The sequence below is a fragment of the Paenibacillus sp. FSL W8-0186 genome, from assembly GCF_037969765.1.
In the GTDB taxonomy this organism is placed as follows: domain Bacteria; phylum Bacillota; class Bacilli; order Paenibacillales; family Paenibacillaceae; genus Fontibacillus; species Fontibacillus woosongensis.
The window spans coordinates 4,202,613-4,223,356 of sequence record NZ_CP150207.1 but is presented as its reverse complement, the minus strand read 5'-3'; the positions used below and the strand labels follow the sequence as shown (position 1 = coordinate 4,223,356).

At 51.0% G+C, this 20,744-nt stretch carries 16 protein-coding genes; 14 read left to right on the top strand and 2 right to left on the bottom strand.

Annotation, left to right across the window (positions count from 1 at the left end; translation table 11 throughout):
- The first annotated feature begins 68 nt into the window (after positions 1-68).
- From MKX50_RS18815 to MKX50_RS18785, 7 genes are all read left to right on the top strand, one after another.
- A complete protein-coding gene (locus MKX50_RS18815) occupies positions 69-323 on the top strand; it encodes a post-transcriptional regulator (protein WP_213589551.1) in 255 nt (84 codons plus the stop codon).
- Positions 324-454: 131 nt separating this feature from the next.
- On the top strand, positions 455-1,708 hold the full coding sequence (secD, locus tag MKX50_RS18810; RefSeq protein ID WP_213589553.1) for a protein translocase subunit SecD: 1,254 nt from the start codon (positions 455-457) through the stop codon (positions 1,706-1,708).
- The gene (gene secF / locus MKX50_RS18805; protein WP_213589555.1) at positions 1,698-2,600 is read left to right on the top strand and encodes a protein translocase subunit SecF; all 903 of its coding nucleotides are present in this window, start codon (positions 1,698-1,700) and stop codon (positions 2,598-2,600) included. Before secD ends, secF begins: the two co-directional genes overlap by 11 nt.
- Positions 2,601-2,700: 100 nt before the next feature.
- Entirely contained in the window at positions 2,701-3,660 is a 960-nt protein-coding gene (locus tag MKX50_RS18800; RefSeq protein ID WP_213589557.1) for a cation diffusion facilitator family transporter, read from the top strand.
- A gap of 47 nt (positions 3,661-3,707) precedes the next feature.
- Complete coding sequence (recJ, locus tag MKX50_RS18795) at positions 3,708-6,131, top strand: single-stranded-DNA-specific exonuclease RecJ (RefSeq protein WP_339157574.1); 2,424 nt, start codon at positions 3,708-3,710, stop codon at positions 6,129-6,131.
- 63 nt (positions 6,132-6,194) lie between these two features.
- Complete coding sequence (locus MKX50_RS18790) at positions 6,195-6,707, top strand: adenine phosphoribosyltransferase (protein ID WP_213589561.1); 513 nt, start codon at positions 6,195-6,197, stop codon at positions 6,705-6,707.
- 315 nt (positions 6,708-7,022) lie between these two features.
- The gene (locus tag MKX50_RS18785; protein ID WP_339160192.1) at positions 7,023-9,587 is read left to right on the top strand and encodes a glycosyl hydrolase; all 2,565 of its coding nucleotides are present in this window, start codon (positions 7,023-7,025) and stop codon (positions 9,585-9,587) included.
- A gap of 114 nt (positions 9,588-9,701) precedes the next feature.
- Here the strand turns inward: MKX50_RS18785 and uraA are convergent, their stop codons facing one another.
- Both uraA and MKX50_RS18775 read right to left on the bottom strand, forming a co-directional pair.
- Entirely contained in the window at positions 9,702-10,988 is a 1,287-nt protein-coding gene (gene uraA, locus MKX50_RS18780; RefSeq protein ID WP_213589563.1) for a uracil permease, read from the bottom strand.
- A gap of 211 nt (positions 10,989-11,199) precedes the next feature.
- Positions 11,200-11,550, bottom strand: coding sequence for a DUF4870 domain-containing protein (locus MKX50_RS18775; RefSeq protein WP_213589565.1), 351 nt, complete (start codon positions 11,548-11,550; stop codon positions 11,200-11,202).
- 853 nt (positions 11,551-12,403) lie between these two features.
- Between MKX50_RS18775 and MKX50_RS18770 the strand changes: the two genes are divergently transcribed.
- From MKX50_RS18770 to aspS, 7 genes are all read left to right on the top strand, one after another.
- On the top strand, positions 12,404-14,578 hold the full coding sequence (locus tag MKX50_RS18770; RefSeq protein WP_213589567.1) for a bifunctional (p)ppGpp synthetase/guanosine-3',5'-bis(diphosphate) 3'-pyrophosphohydrolase: 2,175 nt from the start codon (positions 12,404-12,406) through the stop codon (positions 14,576-14,578).
- 38 nt (positions 14,579-14,616) lie between these two features.
- Entirely contained in the window at positions 14,617-15,081 is a 465-nt protein-coding gene (dtd, locus tag MKX50_RS18765; protein ID WP_213589568.1) for a D-aminoacyl-tRNA deacylase, read from the top strand.
- A 110-nt stretch (positions 15,082-15,191) separates the two neighbouring features.
- Positions 15,192-15,359, top strand: a complete 168-nt coding sequence (locus MKX50_RS18760; protein WP_213589569.1) for a hypothetical protein — start codon at positions 15,192-15,194, stop codon at positions 15,357-15,359.
- Positions 15,360-15,451: 92 nt separating this feature from the next.
- Complete coding sequence (locus tag MKX50_RS18755; RefSeq protein WP_339157573.1) at positions 15,452-15,961, top strand: type 1 glutamine amidotransferase domain-containing protein; 510 nt, start codon at positions 15,452-15,454, stop codon at positions 15,959-15,961.
- A 56-nt stretch (positions 15,962-16,017) separates the two neighbouring features.
- Entirely contained in the window at positions 16,018-16,479 is a 462-nt protein-coding gene (locus MKX50_RS18750; RefSeq protein ID WP_213589571.1) for a hypothetical protein, read from the top strand.
- 633 nt (positions 16,480-17,112) lie between these two features.
- Positions 17,113-18,357, top strand: coding sequence for a histidine--tRNA ligase (gene hisS, locus MKX50_RS18745; protein WP_213589572.1), 1,245 nt, complete (start codon positions 17,113-17,115; stop codon positions 18,355-18,357).
- A 593-nt stretch (positions 18,358-18,950) separates the two neighbouring features.
- Positions 18,951-20,732: an aspartate--tRNA ligase gene (gene aspS, locus MKX50_RS18740; RefSeq protein WP_213589573.1), complete on the top strand. Its 1,782-nt coding sequence runs from the start codon at positions 18,951-18,953 to the stop codon at positions 20,730-20,732.
- Positions 20,733-20,744: the final 12 nt, after the last annotated feature.

The window sequence follows — 20,744 nt, the reverse complement described above, 5'->3', positions numbered from 1 at the left end:
AGGAATCACGGAAGAAGGGTAGAATTACTTTAATGACAGCTCACCTCGCAGGAAAGGGGCATCATGAAATGAATCATCAGGAATTCGCCGAGAAGCAGTTAAATGAAACGATCGAAGCTCTATGCCGCAGCAAAGTGGAGGAATTCCGGCTTATCGGTTATGAGCATGTAACCGTATCGGACATTTGGAACTGCGTCAGTCATAAATATGAGAAAGAAGGATACCCCGAACTTCACCAATTGGTTAACGATATCCTTTCGCTCAAATCTACCCAGTTCATGAACTATATGACGTTATCTGCATTTCGTGGGTCCCGTTTCTAGGAAATCGGGATTTCTTTTTTTGTTCTCTAGGGAAGAGTTAATAAAACCGACAATATTTGATAAATTGACGCTCTTTTCCTGCATCGCTATAATAGGAATATTGAGAATTCGAAAGGGGAACGAGGTACGGGATGAAAAGACTCATCGCATTCATAACCGTCGTGGTCGTCTTAACGGCAATCATGGCTTGGACAAGCCCTGGTCTGCTTCGAGATGTACGTCTTGGCCTGGATTTGAAGGGCGGATTCGAGATTTTGTACGAAGCCGAGCCATTTGAAGCCGGAGCAAAAGTTACGAAGGAGTCACTGCTCAAAACGGCCCAAAGCTTAGAGAAACGCGCTAATCAGCTTGGTACAAGCGAGCCGGAGGTCACAACGGAAGGAACGAACCGGATCCGTCTGAAGCTTGCTGGCGTCACCGACGAGAATGAAGTCCGAAAGCTGATGAAGAAGCCATCGACTTTGACGTTCCGCAGCAAGGATGGAACGGAGACGAGTCCCGAGCAATTTAACAAAATCGAATTGGTCGGCACGGACTTCGTCGAAGGCGGGGCATCAGTACAGTTCAATCAGCTTAACCAGCCGGAAATCGCGATCAAGCTGAAGGATAAAGACAATTTCGCCCAAATCACCGAGCGGCTGCTGGGTAAGGAGCTGGCTATTTTCCTTGACGATGATTTGCTGTCAGCCCCTGTTGTTCGGGCCGTATTAAGAGACGGAACGGCTTCAATCAGCGGAAATTACACACGCGAGGAAGCGAATGATCTAAAGGATGAGATCAACCGCGGCGCCCTGCCGCTTAAATTAACGGAGAAATACTCGCAGAGCGTCGGCGCGACGCTAGGAAAGCAGTCCCTCTATCAGACGATCCAGGCGGGTTTGGTTGCCTCTTTGTTCATATTGGTCTTCATGATTTGGTTGTATCGCGTTCCGGGTCTGCTGGCCAGCTTTGGCTTGATTCTGCACACATGGCTGCTTATCGTGGTCTTTAATTTTGCAGAATTTACGCTAACGCTTCCGGGGATTGCGGCTATCGTCCTCGGGGTCGGCATGGCGGTCGACGCCAACATTATTACCAATGAGCGGATCAAGGAGGAAATGCGTCAAGGCAAGAGCATCCTGTCTGCCGTGAAGGCAGGGGGAAAGCACTCGTTCCGGACGATCATGGACTCGAACATTACAACGATCATTGTAGCGATCGTAATGTATATTTTCGGGACAGGAGCGGTCAGAGGTTTCGCCCTTGTCCTGATCGTTGAAATCGTGCTCAGCATTGCCACCAATATTTATTTTATCCGTTTCCTGCTCAACCTGCTGCTTAAAGCGGGCAAGCTGCGGAAGCCGAAATATTTCGGTGTAAAGGAGAGTGAAATTGGTGAGCTTTAAAAATAAATTATTGCATTTGGATTTTGTGCATATTAGCAAGCGCTGCTACACATTTTCCATCATACTAACGATTATTGGCTTCATCTCATTGGCTGTGTTCGGCCTCAATTATAGCGTCGATTTCAAAGCCGGTTCCAATGTCGACATTTCGTTCACGAAGAACGTGACTTCAGAACAAATCGAGCCCATTTTGGAGAATATCGGGGTTCTGGAAGGATCGAAAATCACGCCGGGCGTAGACCGGATGTCGATCCGCTTCGATGAGGTATTGAACGAGGATCAGGATCACCAATTGAAGGGCGAGATACTGAAGCTCGACAGCGGTGCATCCATGGAAATCAATACCGTCGATCCGGAAATGGCGAAGGAGCTGGCGGCAAATGCGATATGGGCTGTACTGCTCTCGAGCCTCGGGATTATTGTTTATGTCGGCATCAGGTTTGAATGGCGCTTTGCGATCGCTGCCATTGTCGCCTTGCTGCATGATGCCTTTATGGTGGTGACGATCTTCTCCATCTTCCGCTTAGAGGTAGATTTGACCTTTATTATTGCGGTGCTCACCATCATTGGTTATTCGATTAATGATACGATCGTTATCTTTGACCGGATTCGGGAAAACCTGCGGTTTGCCAAACAGAAGACACGCCAGGATTTGATCGATCTCGTAAACAAGAGCGTATCCCAAACCATTATGCGGTCACTGTATACCGCTTTGACCGTATTTATTGCCGCTTTATTCCTGCTCCTGTTGGGAGGAGCGTCGATCAGGATGTTCTCGCTGGCCATGGTTATCGGGTTGTTGTTCGGGGCGTATTCCTCGATCTTTATTGCCAGCCCGCTGTGGTTTGTGCTTAAGAGCAAGCAAAAAAACAAACCGGCCAAAGCGTCCTAAGCGACGGTTTGCCGTTTGCATGGCAGGAGCGAAGCCGCGTCTCGATGAAGGACGCGGCTTCGCCGTCTTCATGGTAATAACGTGTTTCAGGAGGGTTAATATGATTCGCGAACGAGCTGTACCATCTGATTCTGCCGCCTGGCTTGGCACTGCAAACAACGTCATCCTGGCCGTGTTCAAAGGAGTGGTCGGCTTGCTCTTTGACAGCCGAGCCCTGCTTGCGGATGCGTTATATTCCGCGGCGGATGCGGCAGCGGGCATCGCGGAGAAGGTTCAGCTTCCGCTAAGCGTCAGACAGCGGCTGAGACTTGGGCATGGGGCAGGCGGCCGCATGAAGGCGGAACCGCTGGCAGCGATTTTTTTCGCTGTATTCCTGTTTATGGGCGCTTTGCAAATGGGAGGCGCTTCAGTATTTACTATGGTTACCGGGAAGGTTGTTGCGCCGGGGTTTATGGCTGGGGTGGCCATTGTCGTCTCGATTGCCTTAAGAGAGATCGTATTTCAGCTTCAGTATCGCCAAAATCTCAAAAAACCGGGTAATGCCTCGAAATCCTTTATCGACATGCACAGGCATTCCCTATACACTTCCATCATTGTTCTTCTCGGAATTTTTGGGGCGATGACAGGCGAAGCATGGGATATACCGTTGTTGTTGTATGCCGACCCGGCTGCCTCTATCGTTGTTGCTAGCCTTGTCCTATGGAAAGGGTATCGGCTGATCGTAGGAGCCGTGTACGGCCAAGAAGAGGCGAAGGCGAAGGCAGAGGACAAATCTGCATTCATTGAAACCGTTCAAAGGGTGCATGGGGTCATCACTGTAGACGAACTGAAATTGCATGGCAGCGGCCATTATATATCTGTAGCAGTCATTATTAGCGTGAATCCGCGGATTTCCGTATTGGAAGCCAATCATATTGCGAATCGCGCCAAAATACTGCTGATGAATCGCTTTTCCCAGGTGAGCGACGTAAGTATACAAGTTATGCCTTATGATCCCGGCTATCCTTACAAGAGTAATTACGAAGGCTCGAATAATGATCTGCCTACGCTGCTGCAATAAAGAAAAATGCGCTCAAGTAGGAGAGAAGGAAAGAAGGTGCTGACAGATTGCTTCATCCGAAGTACCGTTGGGTTGGTCTACATAGCGACGCGGAAGCAGCTTCGCTGCTGGCTGAGCAGGCCGGCATACCGAAGATTGTGGCTTCCCTGCTCGTAAGCCGTGGAATTCAAGACGCTCAGGAAGCGCGTCAATTTTTGCAGGGGACCATGAAGGATCTGCATGATCCTTATTTGCTGAGCGGCATGCAAGAGGCAGTTGCCCGAATCAGGCGGGCTGTAGAGCAGGACGAACAAATTTTGATTTATGGTGACTATGATGCGGACGGCGTATCTTCCACGGCCCTTATGGTTTGCTTGATGCGCCATTTGAATGCCCGGTTTGAGTATTATATTCCTCACCGCTCTAAAGAGGGGTACGGTCTTCATATCTCAGCTTTGGAGCCATTCGTAGAACGAGGCTTCACGCTGGTGATTACCGTCGACACGGGAATTAGTGCGGTAGAGCAAATCTCGTACGCCAATGCGGCAGGGATGGATGTTATCGTTACCGATCATCATGAGCCTCCAGAAGTCCTTCCCGAGGCTTACGCGCTCGTCAATCCCAAATTGCCTTATTGTAAATATCCGTTTAAGGGCCTTGCCGGGGTCGGGGTGGCCTATAAGCTGGCGGCAGCCTTACTTGCCGATGAGACCCCTGCTGCCTGGACAGAGCTGGTTACACTGGGAACGATAGCGGACTTGATGCCGCTTACAGATGAGAATCGTATCCTAGTAACGAACGGATTAAAAGCGATGGCTTATTCCAGTTTTCCAGGGATCACGGCTTTAATGGGGGCGGCGGGTTACGCCAAAAGCGAACCGCTGACCATGGTATCCTCGACGAACGTAGCGTTTGGACTTGCACCCCGCATCAATGCAAGCGGAAGAATGAGCCATGCGAACCAGGCTGTTGCCCTGTTAACGACGCAAAGTATTGAAGAGGCTGAGAAGATTGCTGAGGATTTGGACATCCTGAATAAGGAACGCCAGCTGCTGGTGGACAGCATCGTTCAGGAAGCGATTGCTCAGTTGGCCGGTAAAGAGGCTGAGGGGGCCTTACCGGGTGTTATCGTGTTGGCTGGCGAGGGCTGGAACCCGGGAGTCATCGGAATCGTGGCCTCTAAAATACTGGACCGCTATTATCGGCCAACCATCGTTCTTGGCATAGACCCGGAGACCGGAACATGCAAGGGCTCTGCTCGTTCCATCCCCGGACTGGACATTTATGAAGCTCTAACTCACTGCAAAGGCCTGTTGGATCACTATGGAGGGCATCCCTCGGCAGCAGGAATGACCTTGCACCGAAGCCAGCTTGCGAAGCTGGAAGAGCAGCTGAACGAGTTCGCTGCCGGTGTGCTTTACGAGGAGCATTTTATCCCGGTGATGCATACGGATTTGGAGTGCCGCTTATCGGATATTTCCTTGCCCGTTATTGAGCAGTTGGAAAATCTTGCTCCGTTCGGCATGGGGAATACCTGCCCAAGATTGCTCATTCGCGGCGCCAAGCTAGTGGAAAGCCGTTCGTTAGGCAAGGAAGGCAAGCATATGAAGCTTGTCCTCAGCCAGGATGGAACCATGATGGAGGCGGTGGCTTTCGGGAAGGGAGAGCTGTTATCCCAATTAACCGAAGAGGCCCGGATCGATGTCGTGGCCGAAGCCAGCATCAATGAATGGAACGGATCCCGCAAGCCGCAGCTGATGATTCAGGATCTCGCTGTACCGCATATCCAGGTGTTTGATTACCGGGGGGCAAGCCATCCTGTCGTGAAGATGAATGAAATCCGCAGCCAGCTGATTGAGCAGCAATCACTTGAGCAGCGAATGATCGCCGTCGTCGCGGTCAAAGACTCGGAATTGACGAAAAATTATGAATTGAACGATACCCCTTGTTGGATATATGATAAGGACGTTGGCGTAATTCCTGGCAATACGGCCGCTCAGCTGAACGGGCAAAACAGGATGGATATAAAAATATTGTTTGTTCTGGAACTGCCCGAGTCCTTCGACATATGGCATAAAATGATGGGGGCATTCTCTTCGCTAGAGAGAGTGTACCTGCTCCACCCGGCAAGGGATCGGCAAGAGGCGATTCTTCCGCCGTCCCGGGAGCAATTCAAACAGATCTATGCTCTGCTCAAGCAGCAGGTTACGGCTGCGGTGCCAGAGGAAGAGCTGATTTCCGGCCTGATGCGGCGCACCCGCCTGTCACGGCGGATGCTTGTGATGACGCTGGAGGTCTTCGAGGAATTGGGCTTCATCCATCGCGATATGGGTACATTAACGGTGATCCAGGCTCCCGCCAAGCGGGCTCTGGACTCGTCTCGCCGCTATCTGGAGCTTGGAGAGCTGGCTGAAATGGAGCAGATCCTCCATCATGCCGGAATACCGCAAATTACGCAGTGGCTAATGACAAATCAGCAAAACGTATCTTAGCTATTCCTTTTTTATTTCATAGATATGCTGTTGTTATGCGCTAACTACTAGGAGGAGATTGCATTGGATTTCAAAGAGTACATTCGCGTCATACCCGATTTTCCCCAGCCGGGAATCAGTTTCAAGGATATTACGACCTTGCTGAATAACGGAGAGAAATACCGCGAAGCGATTAACGAGCTTAAGAAAATGGTATCAGATTTAAAGATTGACCTGATCGCCGGGCCGGAAGCGCGCGGCTTCGTGGTGGGCGCTCCTTTGGCTTATGCCCTTGGCGTAGGGTTCATTCCGATCCGCAAGAGCGGAAAGCTGCCGTATAAGACGATCGAAGTCGGTTATGACCTGGAATACGGTTCGGACCGCTTAGCCATGCACAGCGACGCGGTCAAGCCGGGACAGAACGTGTTGATCGCCGATGATTTACTTGCTACGGGCGGGACGATCTCCACTTCGGTGCAGCTCGTTCGCGAGCTTGGAGGCAATGTGGTAGGAACCGCGTTCTTAATTGAGCTTAGCGAGCTGAACGGCCGCGAGAAATTGCCGGGCATCGAGGTGTTCTCGCTGTTACAGTATTAAGATTGCAAGCCATAGCATAAAGACACTAAAGACATCCTTGCGCGGGATGTCTTTTTATATGCTTCATTTATACGGTGGAAAATAAAGTGATTTTTACGAAAATAACTGAGGTCGTTTCGTACCATGTTTTAGGGTAATTTCTAGTAGTTTCGACTTATTTAGTTAAAAATTAACAGTATTTTCTTGACCTGGATGTTGCCAAGCATTAACAATAGGGGTGTATAAGTCATGCATGCAGACGATTGACCATCATTTTAACAGAGGAGGATATCATTGAAGAAGTTACTTTCGTATGTACTAGTATTGGCCGTTGGCATGTCCATGTGGGCGACAAATTTGAATGCGTTTTCAGGGGAGGTTCCCGTAGGTAGGGGCTCTTATTCGACCGTACTGCCTCCAGGAGCGACGGACGCACCGGCCAGTATATACAAAACTTCCAGCGTGGCCGGAAAAATGCCTACGAATGATTGGTGGAGCAGTTTGGCTTGGAGCACTCATTCTGAAGCTCAGTATCCGCATCCGTTGGCAATGAAGCATCAGGAGGATGGCATCCGCATTTATTATCCGGGAGCTAGAGTTCACGCATTGCCAGGATTCGTCGCTGGCTGGATGAATGATATCCATGATTTCACGGTCAGCCATTCTGCAGTCGGCGCCTTTCCGGATGCTAAGGTGGATGGCTTCAGTGACTGGTTTGTGAAGGCGCTGTATCAGCAAGGGAACAATTCGATGAGCGTATCTTACGGACATGGTTCGCCTTACGTGTATTTCACCTTTGCGGGAGGAGATCCAAAGTTAAAATTTTATACCCCGCCAACGGTCTGGTCGGGAGATAGCAGCAGCCCCGTTCTCGGGATTACGATCGAAGGCGCGCATTACGGCTTATTCGGAGCGGCGGGCAGTACTTGGAGCGGAATCGGGAGCAACACGCTGACGAACCAATTGAACGGCAAAAACTATTTCTCGATCGCAGTGCTTCCGGACAATTCTGTGCAAACCTTGAATAAATTCAAGCAATACGCCTATTCTCATATTACCGACACTAAAGTGAACTATACCTATAATGAAGCGACCAGTGAAGTCACGACCACCTTCACGGCAAGCACGGCAGCCAAAGAAGGCAATCAATCGGGAACGATATTTGCGCTGTATCCGCATCAATGGAAAAATTCATCTGCGGCTACACTGGCGTATTCCTACCCTTCTGTTCGCGGCCAAATGAAGACGGTGGAAGGAACGAGCTTTCAAACGAAGATGAAGTTTAACGGCGTTCTGCCGTCGCTCCCGGATCTCGGGTCTTATGATAAAAATGTTCTCAACCAGTATATAAATGAGGCTGCCGCTGAGCAGTTTGCCGGCGCTGCAGATACGTACTGGACAGGCAAACGTTTAGGGAAGCTGGCCGTACTCGCGCCGATCGCCGATCAGGTCGGCAACACGGCTGCCGCAAGCCAGTTCCGCTCGGAAATCAAGAGCCGTTTGGAGGACTGGCTGAAAGCAAGAAATGCATCCGGCAACTTGAAAGCCTCCAATGTATTTTATTACAACAATAACTGGGGAACCGTCATCGGTTATCCCGACAGCTACGGGACGGCTAATGAGCTGAATGACCATCATTTCCACTACGGTTATTTCATTAAGGCGGCGGCTGAGATTGCCAGAACGGATAAAGATTGGGCCAGCGACGCCAATTGGGGCGGAATGATCAAGCTTCTTATTCGCGACATCGCGAATGTTGACCGTTCGGATTCGATGTTCCCGTATCTGCGCAACTTCGATCCTTATGCCGGCCATTCCTGGGCTTCCGGACATGCCAATTTCGGGGACGGGAACAACAACGAGTCATCGTCAGAGGCGATGAATGCCTGGGCAGGGCTCATTCTGTGGGGCGAGGCTACTGGGAACAAGACGATTCGCGACGCGGGAATTTATCAATATGTAACCGAAATGAATGCCATTAACGAATACTGGTTCGATGTGCATGACACGAACTTCCCTGCCGGTTTTACCAAGGAGACGGCAAGCATGATTTGGGGAGGCAAGACGGTGGGCGACGCCACCTGGTGGACAGGTAACCCGACTGAGGTTCATGGCATTAACTGGCTTCCCATCACATCCGCATCGCTCTATTTGACGCAATATCCGCAATATGCGGCGAGAAATTACAATGCGCTGTTATCGGAAAGCGGCAGCAATTTCAGCCCGTGGGAAGATCTCGTATACATGTACCGGGCCATTTCTGATCCTGCGGATGCCAAAGCAAAATTTAATGCTCGCGTATCGCAGTTGATTCCGGAGGCCGGCAACTCCAAAGCGAATGCTTACCATTGGATCTATAGCTTGGATGCGTTAGGGCATGCTGACCCATCGGTAACCGCGAACTATCCAATTTATGCCGTTTTCAATAAGAACGGAGTCAAGACCTATGTCGTCTATAATATGACGAATAGCGTAAAAACGGTTCAGTTCTCTGACGGCCATCAGGTAACGGTGCAGCCGAACAGCTTTAATATCGGCAATGGCGGCGGTAACAACGGCGGTAACAACGGCGGTAACAACGGGGGTAACAATGGAGGAGGCAATGGAGACGGAGGCGGCAATAACGGGGACATCGTCACGGATGATTATACGGTTAGAGTAAACCTCGTCTCGGGATCGGAAGTCAAGATTGTCTTCGTTCCGAAAACTCCTGCGCTCTACGTGGACATTCATTACACGGTGTCTGGCGGACAGCAGCTGAATTACCGGATGACGAACAATAACGGCAGCTGGGAGCAGGTTATTGGAGGACTGCAGGGCGGAAACGTCATCGATTACTGGTTTACTTATGAGAAGTCGGGGCCGCAATATGATTCGCCGCATTACACATTTACCAACTAAGAATCAATGAAAAAGACGCTACACAAATGTGTGCTTACGGTAAAAGAAAGGCCGAGCCAGGGATCGCCTCCCTGCTCGGCCTTTCTTAGTACCCAATATTGCATTGTTCTTGGATTAATGGGCTTCTTCCTTATCATTGGATAGGCCAAGCACTTCGATAAGCTTGAAAAACAGACTCATCACAATGCCTACGATGGTAGCTAAGGCCATCCCCTTCAGCTCGACATCGCCCATTTTCAGCGTAGCTCCGCTCAGACCGATGACGAGGACAATGGTGGCTAACAGCATGTTCGTCGGCCGGGAGAAATCGACTTTCTGTTCTACGAAAATCCGCAGACCGGAAGCGGCAATGACCCCGAACAGCAGAAGCGATATTCCGCCCATAACAGGTGTTGGAATATACGCGATGATAGCGGAAAATTTACCGGAGAACGAGAGCAGGATCGCGAAGATGGCCGCACCGCCGATTACGAAGATCGAGTAGACTCTCGTCAGCGCCATGACGCCGATATTTTCTCCATAGGTTGTATTCGGTGTTGAACCTACGAATCCGGACAATACGGTAGAGATACCGTTACCGAGCAGGGAGCGGTGCAGGCCCGGATCTTTGGACAAGTCTTTGCCCACAATGTTGCTTGTTACCAGCAAGTGTCCGATATGCTCGACGATAACGACCAGCGCTACCGGAATGATCGTAATGATGGCGGACGCACTCCATTTAGGCGTCGTTACGGTTGGCATGGAGAACCAAGGTGCAGCTGCAATGGCCTCCTTGTCTACTGCACCCAAGAAATATGCTAGACCGTATCCAACGACGATACCGATGAGGATGTGAATGATTTTAGGGAATCCGCGGAACATGACGGCTCCCAGCATGGTGACCCCGAGTGTAACGAGAGACAGCATAATTTCTGTCGGATTCGGCGTCCAGGCTTTGGTCGGGTCTGAATTGATCAGCCCAGCCATGCCGGCGGCAACCGGGATCAGTTCAAGCCCGATAAGCGCGACGATCGCCCCCATGGCAGCCGGAGGGAAAACAATATCGATCCAGCCGGTACCAGCTAGCCGAATGAGCAGCGAGACCGCGATGAAAATTAAGCCTGTCACGATAAAAGCGCCAAGGGCGTAAGAATAGCCTGTACCCGGATGAGCAGCCAGAACTGCGAGTACCGGGGAGATGAAGGCAAAGCTTGATCCGAGATAAGCGGGGATTTTCGCTTTACAGATCAAGATATACAGCAATGTACCGATCCCGTTCATGAGCAGGATCATCGCCGGGTCGACGCCGAAAATATTCGGTACAAGCACCGTGCTGCCGAACATGGCAAAAAGGTGTTGCATACTCAGCAGAACACCAGGCCCGAAGGGAACTTTCTCATTAACTTGAATTTCACGTTGCAAACAGGGTCACTCCTCTAAACGTTCATATTTAGTTATCCTTACTAGGATAATGACTATGTCCGCAATTTTCAACAGAAAATATTATAATTTTCAAATAATTTAATGAAAAAGACCCAAAGTTCGCCACACAGCGAGCTTTGAGTCTTGCCAAAGGTGCGGATAATCGCGAATTATATCGATTATTCGAAGGATTCGCACATAAGCGGCCAGCCTACTTGAAATTGTTCGCCTGCTGCTCAGCGAAATCGCCGATAAAAGGCAGTTTGAACCATCTTCCCTGCAGCGCCATCAGCATCAGCACGATCCACAGCACAAAAGAAAGCAGGCCGACGATAAGGGAGCCGATCCAGCCGATGAACGGGATCCAGGAAAAAAAGATGTTGGCAACGGTCAGCAAGCCGAATACGAGGACTGATTGCATGGCGTGGAATTTGACGAAGCTGCTCTTCTTTTCCAGGACTAGAAAGATGATTCCCGTAATGAAGCTTAGCGCATAGCATAGAAGACCGGCAACCTTGGGATCGAGATTAGTCGATGAAGCGTCGATGTGGGGCTCGTTCATTAACAGCAAAACCTCCTTAGAAAATATTAATATGTATGCAACTAAAAGTAAGATATTCGATGCCTTAGAAACTAATTCCTGTTTAATCTACAATTTTTTTATTTCAATATATAAGCTGAATCATGAAATGAAAAAATGTGGGTAAGTACGATATAGGTTTGTAAGAGGTGGAAATCTGGTCACAAGTGTGATTACAAGCCTACACTTCCGAAGCAGCTTTCTGTAGCATTGCTTTCCGTCTTTTCGGAATCGGTTTTCCTCGCCTGCATTCGTTTTTAGCTCATCTTTATCTAAATTGCGTAAACTAAGCTGAGTCGTGCACTAAGATTGCCATGCATTTAAGCTAGGTCGTGCACTAATTGCCATGCAATAAGCGGTGCTGAACACTAAGATGCCATGAAATAAGCTAAGCCGATGCATTAAATGGAATTCATGTATCTAAATATGCCCAAAACGAAGGTATCAGGGGATTAGATGGATTGTCTGCACCTAATTTCAAGAATCCAGCCCCTAGTCGCCATTTCCCTACATCTAAATACATGAAATACACTTAAATCTAACTTCCCTTCCTTGCCAAGGAAACTAAATGCTAATAATCCATTTATATAAGCCGCAATATAAAAATAAATGCGGGGCTAGTACGATATAGGTTCATAAGAGGCAGAAGCATCATTCTTTAGTTCATCTTTTATAGTTTAAATAAAGATGTTTTGTGCATGTTCATCCAGGCCAATGGTTGACGTAAGAGGATGCAGCAGTCATAATTATAGGAAATCAAAATCGGGCGAAAAGTGCCCTTTTATACGCTGCTATACAGTCTTATTTTATATAGAAAGGAAACGAATCGGATTCAATGGGCATAGAGCGATTACTCGAAAAGGCGTCTATCTACATTAAAGAACCGGATCTCAAGCGCATTCGGGAAGCATACGACTTCGCGGAACAAGCCCATCATGGCCAGCTGAGGAAATCCGGTGAACCTTATATTCTGCATCCGCTGGCGGTTGCAGAAATTGTCGTGGGCATGCAAATGGATGCTCTTTCTATTATTGCAGCCCTGCTTCATGATGTCGTTGAAGATACGACCGTTTCCTTGCAGGAAATCCATGATCACTTCGGCAGCGATTGCGCCATGCTTGTAGATGGGCTAACGAAGCTGGAGCGCATCAAATTTCAATCCAAGGAAGAACAGCAGAACGAGAACTATCGAAAAATGTTTATTGCCATGGCCCAGGACATCCGGGTCATCGTTATTAAGCTTGCGGATCGTCTCCATAACATGCGGACCTTGAAGTTCCAGTCCGAGGAGAGCCAGCGCCGCATTGCTTATGAGACGCTGGAGATTTTTTGTCCCATCGCCCATCGGCTGGGGATTTCGGCGATCAAGTGGGAGATGGAGGATATCTCCCTGCGCTATTTGAATCCGCAGCAATATTATCGGATTGCCAATCTGATGCACAAGAAGCGGGCTGAGCGGGAGGAATTCATCAAAAATGTCATCGCCCGAATCCAGGAGAAGCTGGATGAAATGGGCGTTGAGGCCGAGCTGTCCGGCCGGCCGAAGCATATATACAGCGTATATAAGAAGATGACGACGAAGAACAAGCAGTTCAATGAAATCTACGACCTGCTCGCCATCCGGATTATCGTGAACAACATCAAGGATTGTTATGCAACCCTGGGGATCATCCATACCCTTTGGAAGCCGATGCCGGGGCGGTTCAAGGACTATATTGCTATGCCGAAGGCAAATATGTACCAATCCCTTCATACGACCGTTGTTGGGCCGACAGGAGAGCCTACAGAGGTGCAAATCCGCACCAAAGAAATGCACCGGACCGCAGAGTTCGGGATTGCCGCCCACTGGGCTTACAAGGAAGGGACGGAGGCTGGCACGCCGGAGAACAAAATGACGTTCTTCCGCGAGATACTGGAGCTGCAGCATGAAGCCAAAGACGCATCGGAGTTCGTCGAATCGCTGAAAATGGACTTCTTCTCCGATCTTGTCTTCGTCTTCACCCCTTCGGGTGAAGTCATCGAGCTGCCATCGGGCTCCGTGCCGCTTGATTTTGCCTACCGTATCCATACCGAAGTAGGCAACCGGACGATCGGCGCGAAGGTGAACGGACGGATCGTGCCGCTGGATCACAAGCTTAAGACCGGAGATATCGTCGAAATTCTGACCTCAAAACATTCCTACGGACCAAGCCAGGATTGGCTCAAAATCGCGCAGTCCTCCCATGCCCGCAGCAAAATCAAGCAGTGGTTCAAGAAAGAGAAGCGGGAAGAGAATGTGGACAAGGGACGCGACGCGATCGAGCGCGAGCTGAAACGCGCGGGTCTTGACCCGGCGCAGTGGATGACAGAGGATAAGCTGCTGGAAGCAGCGAAGAAATATGCCTTCAATGATGTGGAGGATATGCTGTCGGCCATCGGATTCGGCGGCATTACCGCATCCCAGATTGTGACGAAGTTGACAGAGAAGCTGCGCAAAGAGCAAGAAGAGGCGGAGCAGATCGAGCTGACTTCCGAAGTCAAGGAAGTAAAGGCGCCGGAGGAACGGAGATCCCGTCCAACGAACGGCGTCGTCGTCAAAGGCATCGACAATTTGCTCGTGCGCTTTGCCAGATGCTGCAACCCTGTCCCGGGAGACGATATTATCGGCTACATTACACGGGGGCGCGGCGTCTCCGTTCACCGCAGTGACTGCCCGAATATTCCGACGGCAAGCGATGGGGAAGAGGCGGCGCGCGTCATCGAAGTGGAATGGGAAAGCGCGGTGGAAGCGAACTACAGCGTTGATATCGAAATTACCGGCCATGACCGCCGCAACTTCTTAAATGAGGTGCTTCAAGCGGTCTCGGAGAGCAAGACGAATATTTCCGCAGTCTCCGGACGCGCGGACAAGAATAAGATGGCGTTAATTCATATGACGATCCTGATCCGCAACACCGACCATCTCCATTCTGTTGTGGAGAAGATCAAACGGGTTCAAGATGTGTATACCGTGCACCGCATTATGCAGTAATTTCGGAGCAGGGACGGAATTAAAGGAGACATGAATCGATGAGAGTTGTTGTGCAGCGCTGCAAAGAAGCGAAGGTTACGGTAGACGGTACCGTGATTGGTTCGATTGGCCAAGGCCTTATGCTGCTGGTCGGCATTACGCATGAGGACACGGAGAAGGAGGCGGCGTACCTGGCGGACAAAATCGCCGGACTGCGGATTTTTGAAGATGACGAGGGCAAGATGAATCGGAGCGTAACCGATATTGGCGGAGCTATTTTGTCGGTCTCCCAATTTACGCTATACGGGGATTGCCGCAAAGGCAAACGCCCGAGCTTCATTGCCGCGGCCAGGCCGGAAACGGCGGAGCCGCTGTATGAACGGTTCAACGCTATGCTTCGGGATAAAGGGCTGGTGGTCGAGACGGGGGAGTTCGGGGCTGACATGGACGTTCAGCTGACGAACTGGGGCCCTGTAACATTAATGCTTGAGAGCCAGCAGCCGCCCAAGACAGAAACGCCGTAGCGCGCAGATTTGGAATACGATTTCTCCTTTCAGGGCAATCTGAAAGGGAGATCGTATTTTTTGTTTTCCAAAATAAAAAAAGCACAACCGCTATAAAAGGAGTTTACTTCATGCGACAGTCGCTGAAAGCTGCACAATGGCGCCAGCCTCCGCTGATTCCTGCAGGGGACCGGAGCGAAGCCTCCATGCTGTCCCGGGCAGCCAGCGCCGAGGAGCACGAGTGGATACAATTGGAGTTCAAACCGGGAAGGGCGTTAATCCCTCGGCCGGGCAGCTAGAGCCAATCGGCTCTATTTTGCTTTGTTATAAAAAATCGCGTTGCGGGTAATAACTTCCCGAGAGAGAAATTTTTTGGAAGGAGAGGACAGCCATGAGCAAAGTAGCCTTTTTGCTGGCTAACGGCTTTGAAGATTCGGAGATGCAGGTTCCATACGACGAGGTGAAGAAGGCGGGCCACGAGGCGGACATTATTGGCCTCAAAGCAGGGGAGACACTGAAGGGAAAGCAAGGCAAAGCCGAATATCAGGCGGAGAAAGCTATTACTGACGTCAAAGTGGCAGATTATGACGCCGTAGTCATCCCCGGCGGGTCGTCTCCGGAAAATCTTCGCTTGAACGAAGGGATACTGCAATTTGTCAAAGAGGCCAATGCGGCCAAAAAACCGATTGCTGCGATTTGCCACGGCCCGCAAATCCTGATCAGCGCGAATCTGCTGAAGGGCCGGACGATAACGTGCTATCCGCCGCTCAAGGACGATATGATCAATGCGGGAGCCGAGTTTAGAGATCAGGAAGTAGTGGTCGACGGCAATTATATTACTTCACGTACGCCTGAAGATGAACCGGCATTTGTGCGCGAAATACTGCAGGCGCTGAAGTAAGCGTGAAACCAGTCTTATCCGGTTCAGTGACTCCATGTGACGAAGGAGAGATCGATATGGCCAAACATATTCAAGCTTATTTTAAAAGTGAGGATCAGGCGGAGGGAGCCAGGACGAGCTTGCTTTCGTTCGAGACGGAGCAGGTTGAAGTCGGACGCCTGGAGCAGTCGATTGGAAGGGACGCGAACATCCTTGTTCCCTTCGTCCCGGTAAGCAACAGTGCAGCAGGAGGAACTTACGGTGCCGTAGGCTATCCGGGCGCTGCCGGCGGGCAAGGTTTCGTGCCGGTCGTCATGCCAAACAGCACTATCGCTGATGGCGGCGGTGATCATGAGGAAGCGATGGCGCGAAAAGAGAGGGATGAAGCGGATCCGGTGATGGATCTGAATGATTTCGGCGATGAGGATTACGACAGCCTGCAATATGTGCTGAGCCTGAAAGTCCGGGATCAGGATTACGACGCTGTCGTTCATAAATTGCGCTCCCAAGGTGCTTTTGTAGCTAAGCTTGATGAATGATATGCTGATATAAATCGCTTTCGATTATGTAATATAACTGTAATATTACTTTCATGTTCTTTTAACATAGCCTGTTTATAATAACAGCATGACCCCCTTTTAAAATATATACTTTTGGACCTGCGCCCCGTTGGTAGCAGGTCTTTTTCTTGATTAAAGCTTGACTTTGTGCTTAGGGTTACTTAAAATCTAAAAATATACGTAAAATTCTTTAATACATTTATTCGATGACGGGAGAAAGTAATTCAACCCCACATCCACAGAGAGGAATCCCGGCGTGAGGGATGCATGCTGTTTCAAGCCAATGCTTGGAGCCTTGTTTCCGCCCATGGCTGGCTGGAAGGATTCCGGTGATGATTGAACGAAAGACTTCCCTGAGAACCGGCGGCGAAATGTAACAGAGTAACCGAGCGGCGCAGGCGGGCGTTAACCGCATAAAGCGAAGGCCATAAACATAGCGCAAGAAGGGACGGGTTTATTCCTGTTACCGGGCTATAGTCAGGGCAGTCGGAATGTGGGTGGCACCACGGGTGATTCGGTAAGCGATCTCTCGTCCCTGTTTATATTCATGAACAGGACGGGAGTTTTTTTATTTTCACAGCATCAGTAAGATAGTTGGATGGAGGGATAGACATGGCTTTTCAAAAGCCGACAGGCACGCAGGACATACTGCCCGGAGCTGTCGAGAAGTGGCAATTCATTGAAGAGAAAGCCAGAGATTTGTGCCGTCGCTTCAATTACAAGGAAATTCGCACGCCGATCTTCGAACAAACGTCATTGTTCGAACGCGGCGTCGGGGAAACGACGGATATTGTCGAGAAAGAAATGTACACGTTCATTGACAAGGGCGACCGCAGCATGACGCTTCGGCCTGAAGGAACGGCGGGAGTCGTCCGCTCTTATGTAGAGAACAAGCTGTATGGAGAGCCGGACGTAACGAAGCTGTATTACATCGGTCCGATGTTCCGTTATGAGCGTCCGCAGGCGGGACGCCAGCGGCAGTTCCACCAATTCGGGGTGGAAGTATTCGGCGCTGTCGACCCGGCGATTGATGCCGAAGTTGTGGCGCTTGGATATCAGTACTGCCGTGAGCTTGGCCTGCAGGAGGTCAAGGTAGAGCTGAACTCGGTCGGCAATCCGGCGAGCCGGGCGGCCTATCGCGACAAATTGCTCGGTTTCCTCATGCCGATGAAGGACAATCTGTGCAAGGATTGTCAATCCCGGATCGAGCGCAATCCGATGCGCGTGCTCGATTGCAAGGTGGATCAGGAGAAATTTGCCGACGCCCCTTCGATTCTGGACAGCCTGGATGAGGAATGCACGACGCATTTCGCCAAAGTGCAGGAGCTGCTGACGGCGATGGGCATTGAGTATACGATCAACCACCGTCTGGTTCGCGGACTGGACTATTACACGCATACCGCGTTTGAATATAAAGCCCAAGGCATCGGAGCGATCGATACCATTGGGGGAGGAGGGCGTTATAACGGCCTTGTCTCCGAAATCGGCGGTCCCGACCAGCCGGGTATCGGCTTCGGCATCGGTCTTGAGCGGATCGCGCTCATCCTTGAGAAACAAGGCGTCAGCTTCTCCGCAGAGAAGCCGCTCGATGTCTACCTGGTCGCTCTAGGCGAAGCAGCCGACAATGAAATTTCGACGCAGCTCTTCAAGTTGCGTCAAGCCGGCTTCTCGGCCGAGCGCGACTACCTGGGCCGCAAAATGAAGGCACAGATGAAATCCGCCGACCGGATGAAAGCCCGCTACACCGCCATCCTCGGTGACGACGAACTGGAGCGCGGCGAAATCGCCCTTAAGTCGATGGAAACCGGCGAGCAGCGTACCGTCAAGCTCGCTGAGCTTGCAAACGAGCTGAAGTAAGCCGCAGTCGCCATGCACCATAGCAAGCGTATCCCCGAAGGGGAGAGCGTTTCCTTAGTAGAAAGTAGAAGCAAGAGTCGCAAGCCATGCTGCTAGCAGTAGTTGCCCTGCATCGTAGCAAGCGTATCTCCGCAGGAGAGAGCGCAACCCGCAAAAGCCTTTGCCCTGCACCACAGTGAGCGTATCCCCATAGGGGAGAGAGTCCACCAAGCACGTAGTAACACCAACAACGCATCGTGGCAGTTTATGCCCTACCCTGCAGGAGCGTTGACGTAGAGCGGGCCCGTCGGCGGCAAGCGGCTGATAGCACCATACCATGCCGGGTGAGCCGAAAGCAGAAGAACTCTGCAACGTGTTTGCCAGGTAACCCAGGAGCGCCAAAAGTAAGACGTACCCGAAGGGGGAAAAGCGTTCCACGCACCAAACCCAGCGCATTCCCGAAGGGAACAGCGGCTGCGGGAGCACCTCTTCACCTCCTACGTTACTCCAGTTTGCGGGAGTCCCGAGGGCAGCAAGCCCTCGGGGACCCTCCCTTACGACAAGGGAGGGTTTGGGAGGGTTGGGAATATCTAAATTAAAGGAGCCACATATCCATGAATCGTACTCATCATTGCGGATCGCTTAGCGCCGCTCATATTGGAGAAACAGTAACTCTGAACGGCTGGGTGCAGACCCGCCGCGACCTCGGGGGCGTTCTGTTCATCGATCTCCGCGACCGCAGCGGCATCGTGCAGATCGTATTCAACCCGGACTATTCCGGCGAAGCGCTGGAAATCGCTGATAAAGTACGCAGCGAATACGTCCTTGCCGTGAAAGGGAAAGTAGTCAAGCGGGATCCAGAAACGGTCAACCCGAACCTGCCGACTGGCGAAATTGAAGTGCAAATTTCCGAAATCGAAGTATTGAACGCGGCTAAAACGCCTCCGTTCTTTATCGAAGATGGTATCGAAGTGGACGAGTCGATCCGCCTGAAATACCGCTACCTGGATCTGCGCCGTCCGGAAATGCAGCAGACATTAATGCTTCGTTCCAAAGCAGCGAAGGTATTCCGAGACTTCCTGGACGGGGAGGGTTTTATCGAGGTAGAGACGCCAATCCTGACGAAGAGCTCTCCGGAAGGCGCTCGCGATTATCTCGTACCGAGCCGTGTACATGCCGGCGAATTTTTTGCCCTGCCGCAATCGCCGCAGCTGTACAAGCAGCTGTTGATGGTCAGCGGAGTGGAGCGCTACTATCAAATCGCCCGCTGCTTCCGCGACGAGGACCTGCGCGCCGACCGGCAGCCGGAATTCACCCAGGTGGACATCGAGACTTCCTTCCTGTCCCGCGACGAACTGCTCGACATGATGGAGAGACTCGTTGTACGTCTGTTTAAAGAAACCAAAGGAATCGACATTCCTACGCCGTTCCAGCGCTTGAGCTATGCTGACGCGATGGGCAAGTATGGCTCTGACAAGCCTGACCTGCGCTTTGGCCTGGAATTGATCGAAGTGAACGATATCGTATCGACCTGCGGGGTCAAAGTGTTCTCCTCCGTCATCGAAAAGGGCGGCGAGGTTAAAGTACTTAACGCCAAAGGCTGCGGTACATGGAGCCGCAAGGAAATTGACGATCTTGGAACGTATGCGGCCCGCTACGGAGCGAAAGGCCTTGCCTGGATTCAAGTGAAGGAAGGCGAGTTCCGCGGACCCATCGTTAAATTCTTCTCCGAGCAGGAAATCGAGGCGCTGAAAGAGCGTACAGGTGCAGAGGAAGGCGATCTACTGCTCTTCTCCGCCGACACCAAGAAGGTAGTTGCCGACGTACTTGGCAATCTGCGCCTTAAAATTGGCCGCCAGCTTGGCCTGATCGACGACAACGTGTACAAATTCGCTTGGGTTGTCGACTTCCCGCTGCTTGGCTGGGACGAAGAGCAGAAGCGTTATGTCGCTGAGCATCATCCGTTTACGCGCCCTCGTGACGAGGATATCGCCTTGTTCGATACCGATCCGGGCAAAATTCTGGCCCAGGCCTATGACCTCGTACTGAACGGCTACGAAGTCGGCGGCGGTTCGATGCGGATCTACAAGCGGGAGGTTCAGGAGAAAATGTTCAAGGCCATCGGCTTGTCCCCTGAAGAAGCTCAGGAGAAATTCGGCTTCCTGCTCGATGCCTTTGACTATGGTACTCCACCGCATGGCGGCGTAGCCTTCGGATTTGACCGTCTTGTCATGCTGCTGGCCGGCCGCAATAACCTGCGTGAAACGATCGCGTTTCCGAAGACGGCGAGCGCGACAGATCTGCTCATGAATGCCCCGTCTGAAGTGGATGCGCCGCAATTAGAGCAGCTTCATATTAAATTGGCCGTGAAGCCGGCTGAAGATAAAAAACAATAATTCATTCGCTAG

Excerpts from the sequence above, each read along its gene's own strand:
- MKX50_RS18815 (WP_213589551.1), top strand. The coding sequence starts at position 69 with ATGAATCATCAGGAATTCGCCGAGAAGCAGTTAAATGAAACGATCGAA.
- secD (WP_213589553.1), top strand. The coding sequence starts at position 455 with ATGAAAAGACTCATCGCATTCATAACCGTCGTGGTCGTCTTAACGGCA.
- MKX50_RS18800 (WP_213589557.1), top strand. The coding sequence starts at position 2,701 with ATGATTCGCGAACGAGCTGTACCATCTGATTCTGCCGCCTGGCTTGGC.
- MKX50_RS18785 (WP_339160192.1), top strand. The coding sequence starts at position 7,023 with ATGTCCATGTGGGCGACAAATTTGAATGCGTTTTCAGGGGAGGTTCCC.
- MKX50_RS18775 (WP_213589565.1), bottom strand. The coding sequence starts at position 11,550 with ATGAACGAGCCCCACATCGACGCTTCATCGACTAATCTCGATCCCAAG.
- MKX50_RS18770 (WP_213589567.1), top strand. The coding sequence starts at position 12,404 with ATGGGCATAGAGCGATTACTCGAAAAGGCGTCTATCTACATTAAAGAA.
- dtd (WP_213589568.1), top strand. The coding sequence starts at position 14,617 with ATGAGAGTTGTTGTGCAGCGCTGCAAAGAAGCGAAGGTTACGGTAGAC.
- MKX50_RS18760 (WP_213589569.1), top strand. The coding sequence starts at position 15,192 with ATGCGACAGTCGCTGAAAGCTGCACAATGGCGCCAGCCTCCGCTGATT.
- MKX50_RS18755 (WP_339157573.1), top strand. The coding sequence starts at position 15,452 with ATGAGCAAAGTAGCCTTTTTGCTGGCTAACGGCTTTGAAGATTCGGAG.
- MKX50_RS18750 (WP_213589571.1), top strand. The coding sequence starts at position 16,018 with ATGGCCAAACATATTCAAGCTTATTTTAAAAGTGAGGATCAGGCGGAG.
- hisS (WP_213589572.1), top strand. The coding sequence starts at position 17,113 with ATGGCTTTTCAAAAGCCGACAGGCACGCAGGACATACTGCCCGGAGCT.
- aspS (WP_213589573.1), top strand. The coding sequence starts at position 18,951 with ATGAATCGTACTCATCATTGCGGATCGCTTAGCGCCGCTCATATTGGA.